Here is a 1,543-nt window from a genome sequence, read left to right as displayed (position 1 = left end):
ATCCAGGACCTCGCCATGCCTGCCGGCCCGCAGGACAACGGCGTCGATGATGTTCTCGAGCCGGTCATCGGTCGCCGGATCTAGCTGCGCGCCGGCCGGGCTGCCAAGTGCTGCTACGCGGGGAACCAAGGTGACCGCCCAAGCCAGCGGCAGCAGCCAGTGCCAGGCAGCGGTTTCCGCCGGGCCGAACGGGAAAACAGAACCGGCAAAAGCCTGCAGCAGGATAGCGACAAATGCGGATGCGGCACCCCAGAGTGCAGCGCGCCGAGACGCGCCGATCCACCAGGCTTCGAACGGCAGCGCCACGACAAGCATGGCGACCGGCGAGGCCATCCCGCCCGCAGCGGCAATGACACCGGCAAGAGCAAGACTGCCCATCACAAGGGCGACCTGGCCGGCGAACGCCATCTTGCCCGATGCTGCCACCAGCAAGGCAGCAAACCAGCAGAGGCCGAACGTCGCAAAGATCGCAGCCATGGTCACGGCCACGCCCATGCCCGAGGTAACCAGCGTGACTGCTGCACCTGCGGCAAAGAACGGAGCGGCCAGCATGACACCGATAAACCGCCCCTGGCACCGGCGGTCGTTCTTTCCGAGGATCGACGGATGAACCATACGTTCGCAACCGGCTGCCATCGCGCCGGGCAACTCAACGTATCTGGCCCTTATCGAACTCAACTCAACGCACTCGCACCTGGTCGTGAACAGCCCTGCTTCGCAGGTTGCTTTTATTGATCTGAAACTCGCATCCAGCGTTTAAGGAATGGATAAGGCGGGACCGATCAATGCCCAGCCTGAGAGAAATATTGGGAGGCCGGCGCGGCAAAACCTTGGAAATTGCGGCCATAGTAAATGGAGCGTTATCCGGGCGGACCGCCCTTTCGCCTCTGACAGTCGCCACCGGCACGCCGCGGTTTAGGGAAATAACTAAGTAAAACAGGCAGATGGATAGTTAACCTTAAGTGAAGAAAATCGGCTGGATTTGATACAAATCCATTGCAAAATACTTCGTTTCGAGTTTGCCTAAAATTCGAGGAAAATTTTCGCTGACCGGGCAAGCCGTCCTTTGAGCGTCTATGCCACTATCGTACCCCATAAAAGATGACATGTCGCCGAATGCATGATCCGGTCAAGGATGAGGGCATACAGATGGGCTTTCTGATCAGAATGGCTTTCTGGTTTTCGCTGGTGCTTCTGGCGCTGCCGCTGAATGTCGGCTCCGACGAGACAGGCCACCAAAGCGTCGGGCCGATCCAGGCGTTGTTTGCGGCACGCGAAGCCGTTGGCGATATTGCCGGCATATGCGAGCGGAAGCCCGACGTGTGCGAGACCGGCAAGTCCGCAATGCACACGATCACCGCCCGGGCCAAGGAGACAGCCAAGATCGCGGCCGCCATGTTGGACGACAAGACCGCCGAACCCGACACGGCGACAACGACCGGCAGCGTGCCGGAAGACATCGTCGTACCGGCGAGAGTCCACTTGCCCGCGAAAGTCGAGTTGCCGGCGAAAAACTGAGATATTTTCAGCGCATCTGTCACTG

The 1,543-nt window shown here is 59.8% G+C and carries 1 protein-coding gene and 1 pseudogene; one reads left to right on the top strand and one right to left on the bottom strand.

Going from position 1 to position 1,543, the window contains the following annotated elements; genetic code table 11:
* Positions 1–615, bottom strand: a pseudogene (locus EOA85_RS35005) (PAS domain-containing sensor histidine kinase); the annotation flags it as partial.
* A gap of 534 nt (positions 616–1,149) precedes the next feature.
* Between EOA85_RS35005 and EOA85_RS35000 the strand changes: the two are divergent.
* Positions 1,150–1,518, top strand: a complete 369-nt coding sequence (locus EOA85_RS35000) for a DUF5330 domain-containing protein (protein WP_127212707.1) — start codon at positions 1,150–1,152, stop codon at positions 1,516–1,518.
* Positions 1,519–1,543 lie beyond the last annotated feature (25 nt).

Origin of the sequence: Mesorhizobium sp. M5C.F.Ca.IN.020.29.1.1 (genome assembly GCF_003997375.1) — a bacterium.
Classification (GTDB): Bacteria; Pseudomonadota; Alphaproteobacteria; order Rhizobiales; family Rhizobiaceae; genus Mesorhizobium; species Mesorhizobium wenxiniae.
The sequence above is the reverse complement of the archived record's forward strand: the minus strand, read 5'-3'. Positions and strand labels throughout refer to the sequence as shown.